4 protein-coding genes are annotated in these 4,477 nt (G+C 66.0%); 3 read left to right on the top strand and 1 reads right to left on the bottom strand.

What is annotated here, in order from left to right; all coding sequences use genetic code 11:
- Both C2U70_RS29215 and C2U70_RS29210 read left to right on the top strand, forming a co-directional pair.
- Positions 1-889: DUF898 family protein (locus tag C2U70_RS29215; RefSeq protein WP_140982095.1), on the top strand; the 889-nt coding region annotated here is incomplete at its 5' end.
- 12 nt (positions 890-901) lie between these two features.
- Positions 902-2,008, top strand: a complete 1,107-nt coding sequence (locus tag C2U70_RS29210; RefSeq protein WP_140982094.1) for a M48 family metallopeptidase — start codon at positions 902-904, stop codon at positions 2,006-2,008.
- Here the strand turns inward: C2U70_RS29210 and C2U70_RS29205 are convergent.
- Entirely contained in the window at positions 2,005-3,597 is a 1,593-nt protein-coding gene (locus tag C2U70_RS29205) for an eCIS core domain-containing protein (protein ID WP_210243922.1), read from the bottom strand. The genes C2U70_RS29210 and C2U70_RS29205 overlap by 4 nt on opposite strands.
- A 251-nt stretch (positions 3,598-3,848) precedes the next feature.
- On the opposite strand from C2U70_RS29205, the gene C2U70_RS29200 reads away from it, so the two are divergent.
- Positions 3,849-4,477: methyl-accepting chemotaxis protein (locus tag C2U70_RS29200; protein WP_246666898.1), on the top strand; the 629-nt coding region annotated here is incomplete at its 3' end.

The raw sequence follows: 4,477 nt of genomic DNA, 5'->3' as shown, positions 1-4,477 counted from the left end.
CGCGCTCGCGATCCTGGTGCCGATCTATCTCGCCTATTTCCTCGTTACCATCGAGGTCGAGCGCTTCCAGGGCTTTGCCTCGACGCCGCTGTTCATCTCCTTCTATGCCTTCGGCCAGTTCGCGATCTACCGCGCGCGGCGCTACCGCCTGACGCGCACGGTGTGGCGCGGCGTGCGCTTCTGGATGGACGGCTCCGGCTGGGCCTATTCGCTGCGCGCCATGCTCTGGGGCTTGCTGGTGTTCCTGACGCTCGGTCTGGCGCTGCCATGGCGCGAGGCCTCGCTGGAGCGCTACAAGATGCGGCATTCGCATTACGGCGACCTCGACGGCGATTTCGTCGCCGACGGCTGGACCTTCTTCAAGCGCGGCTGGTGGATATGGCTGCTCTCGCCGGTCGCGGTCGTCATCTTTCCGCTGGCGCCGTTCTTCTACGCCCAGTTCAAGGCCCGGCAGTGGCGCTGGTGGCTGTCCGGTATCCGCATCGGCGGGGTGAGCCTGGAATCGAAGCTGCCCACCGACGCCTTCTACGGCCTGTACTGGAAGGTGATCGGCTGGACCATGCTGCTCTCCATGGCGCTCGGCACGTATGTCAGCGTCTGCACCGCCATTGTGGTCAAGCTCGGCGGCGGCTCCCTCGAGGAGATGTTCTCCGGCGATGGCATCAACAGCATCCCGCTGCTCGCGCTCACCGTGATCGGCTATTTTGCCATGGCGCTTGCATTCAACATCGTGATGCGCGTCTATCTGCAGCGCGATCTCTGGGCAAAGGTGCTGGAAACCACGCATGTGCATGGCATCGAGACGGCGGCAAACGTCCGCGCCAGCGGCAACCTCGCCAGCGCGCTCGGCGAAGGATTTGCCGACGGCCTCGACGTGGCGGGGTTCTAGTTCGTGAGTGATGTGTCTGAACCCATCGTAGCAGCGGAACAGCCGGCCCGTTCGGCGGTCTTGTTCGACGGCGTGACCAGCCGTCGTCGCGAGGTGAGCCTGGTATTCAGTGACGCACTCGAGATCGTCGAAGCCGGCGAGACGCCGGTCCGCTGGACCTATGCCGACATCCGTCGCGCCGACGCGCCGCCGGGACTGTTGCGCCTGTCCAGCCTCACGGCGCCGCCTTTGGCGCGCCTTGAAATCCGCGACGCAAAACTGGCGACTGAAACCATCGCGCGTTGCGCGCGGCTCGACGAGCACCAGACCAGCCGCCGCGGCGTCGCAAAAATCGTCGGTTGGTCGGTCGCCGCAGCGGCCTCGCTCGTCGCCGTCGTCTTGTTCGGCATGCCGCTCGCCGCCGACCGGCTCGCGCCGCTGGTGCCCGAGGCGCTGCAGAAGCGGATCGGCGATGCGGCCGAAGTCCAGGTCAAGGCGATCTTCGGCGGCGGGACCTGCAACGATCCTGCGGGCCAGGCTGCCTTCACAAAACTCGTCAACCGGATCCGCGACGTCGCCGGCCTTGATGCGTCGGTGAAGTCGGCGGTGCTGCCGACCCCGGTGCCCAACGCCTTCGCGCTGCCCGGCGGCAAGGTCTATATGCTGAAGGGCTTGCTCGACAGGGCCGAGAGCCCGGACGAGGTCGCCGGCATCCTCGCCCACGAGTTCGGCCATCTCAAGCATCACGACAACATGCGCGGCCTGATCTACAACGGCGGCACCTCGTTCCTGATCGGCCTGCTGTTCGGCGACGTCACCGGCTCATCCGCCGCGATCTTTGCCTCGCGCAGCGTTGTCGAAGCCTCCTATTCGCGCGACGCCGAAACCGCCGCCGACACCTTTGCGATCGAGACGATGCACGCCCTCGGCCGCTCGCCAAAACCCGCGGCCGAGCTGATGTACCGCATCACCGGCAAGGAAGGCGGCAAAGGCATCAGCATCCTGGCGAGCCATCCGCTCACCGAAGATCGCCTCGCGCGCATGACCAAGGAAGACAAGCCGCCGAGCGGACCGCCGCTGCTGACGGCGGCCGAGTGGAAAGCGCTGAAGGGAATCTGCAGCGGCAGCGGCAAGATCTAGATAAACCACGCGCTCCTGTTCTTGGCTTTCGCAGAGGTCATCGCGGCGTCGAATTGCGCGCGTGCGGTCTTGTCCGCGCGGTTGTAGGCGGCCTTCATCTCGTTGGCCAGTTCGACCAGCACCGGCGAGCCCGCCGGTGGGCTTCCGTAGGCTTTGCCCACCGGTGGCAACGCGCCCGCATAATTGGTCAGAGCCTGGATCGCCTCGTCGTAAACGCCGGCCCGGAAATATTCGAGGAACGTCCGGATATTGGCGCGGGCTTCCGTGGTGCCCGAAGTGTCCGAGGCTTCATCGATGACGAGCTGCGCTTCGACGGTCGACAGCCGTTTCTTTTTGGCCTGGTCGTTGATCCAGTCCATAAACGTCTGCAGTTCGTCCCGGGCGAACGTGCGGTGGGTCTCGTCCTCGTAGAGGCCGACCCATCGCTGCGCCAGTTCGAAGTCCATGCGATGCGACACTTCGTGAAACAGCGTGCCCTGGGCATGAGCGGGTCTGTCGAGCATGTCCTTGTTGAGATCGAAGGCGGTGATGAGGCCCCGATGGAAGGTCGTCTTCTTTTGCCCGACCACCGGCCCGTGCCTCGCATCGGAATTGGCGTCCCTGTCGGGGGTCCCCGTCAGATTGATCTTCCCGGCCTGCCGCCCCGACGTGCTCGTGTTGACCTGGATGTCGGATTCCTGTGCGCCGAGGATGATGGCGGCACGCGCCTCGTCGGATTGCTGGTCGGCAGGCTTCAGCTCGCCCATCGATGTCAGGAAGACGACGTCCTTGAACGGCACGCCCGCCTTTGCCCGCGCCTCGGCTCCCTTGATCTCGGGGTCATAGGCGCTGGCGCTTTGCACGTCGATGCCGAGATAGGTCTCGAAGGCATGCCATTTGCCGGCATTGTCCTGTGCAACCGCAGCAGGATCGGCCTTGGCCAGTCGGGCGACCGCACCGGCCTGGCGCCGGTCGTCATAGCCCTTGGTATCGCCGACCTCGCGCTTGACCACGATCTGCCGGTCCATACGGTCCTTGCCGAGCAGCGCGTCGTCGAAGGCCGACTTCGGCGGTGTACCCTGCGGGTCGGGCTTCAATGCGAGCGATGGCGATGTGTTCGCTTGCTGGAGCGTGTGCGCCAGCTCATGCGCCAGCAGATGTCTGCCGTCCGTGGAGCCGGGCCGGAAGCGCTCGCGCGCGAAGGCGATGTGATGGCCGAAGGCAAAAGCCTGTGCGCCCAGCGCCGCCGCGGCGCGTTCGGCCGGCGCGTCGGTGTGGATGCGCACATGGGAGAGATCGTATCCGAAGCGCGGCTCCATGAACGTCCGCGTCGCGGCATCGAGCGGGCGCCCGGGCGAGCGCAGGAGGTCTCCGGCGATGGATGGTGTGGTGTTGCGCGGCATTGCCGGATGGATGGAGGTGCGGCTGAAATCGTGACCGGATGGATCGCGCGCGCTATCGGCGATCCGATCGGCCGCGCGATCGGCGTCCCGCTCGGCCGCGTCGCGCGTCGTGTGGGCGGAAAGCTTTGGCGGTGGCGAAGACGATCGGCGAGGCGTGCCGGAAACGGGTGCGATCGCCCGCGTGGTGGTGGCGTGCCGGAACGTCATAGGCATCGCTCCTCGACCGGAGAATGCGCCCCTCGTCGAGTGTAGGTCGCGGAGTACCGCCCCGTCTACCGAAAATGCGGAGCATCAAGCCGCTTCCGAATTCCGATAGGGCATTTAGCGCGGTCTAAACCTATTCCCGATATTGAGGAGAGGGGACGAATCTCGCGAGGCGGCCGTTGCACGCGAGGCATTCGCGCGGGGCGTTCCTGAAGATGCAGACCGGGACGCGCTTTCGGGGGAGTTCTTTGTCGATGCTGGCGTCACTGAGCCGTAGTCGCGCGCCCGATACGCGGGATGAAGTTCGTTCGCTCTCCGATCGGTTGGCCGGGCTTCAGGCGCGCGACGAGGCGCTGCTGGCCTGGGTCGAGGCGCTGGCCGAGGGCAGGTACGATGCGGCCGGCGTCCGCGACGACGACCGCCTTTCGAATGCCATCGCGAAGCTTTCCGCCCGGCTGGCGGACAGCGCGTCGAAAAGCCTCGACAGCATCGTGGACATCAATATTCAGAGCAATGAAACGGCGATTTCCGCCGCCCGCATGCTGACGGCGTGCCAGGACGTCGACCAGCGCACCCAGGCGCTCGCGGCGGCCAGCGAGGAGATGGTGGCCTCGGTCGGTCAGATCAGGACCACTGCGGATGATGCGCTTGAGCGGGCCGGCCAGATGAAGGCGAGTGCCGAGCAGGGCATGTCGACGGTCCGCTCGGCCTCGCGGGCGATGGGACGGGTCGAGGCGACGGCGATCGATGCCTCCGACAAGATCGTGGCCCTGAGTGCGGCGTCGGAGGAGATCGGCGCCATCGTGGGCTCGATCGACGCGATCGCCAAGCAGACCAATCTCCTGGCGTTGAACGCGACGATCGAAGCCGCGCGGGCCGGTGA

Origin of the sequence: Bradyrhizobium guangdongense (assembly GCF_006483445.1) — a bacterium.
GTDB lineage: Bacteria > Pseudomonadota > Alphaproteobacteria > Rhizobiales > Xanthobacteraceae > Bradyrhizobium > Bradyrhizobium guangdongense_A.
This window is presented reverse-complemented; position numbering and strand designations above follow the sequence as displayed.

What these genes read in the sequence shown, in the direction of transcription:
- C2U70_RS29205 (WP_210243922.1), bottom strand. Translation starts at nt 3,597, where the DNA reads ATGACGTTCCGGCACGCCACCACCACGCGGGCGATCGCACCCGTTTCC.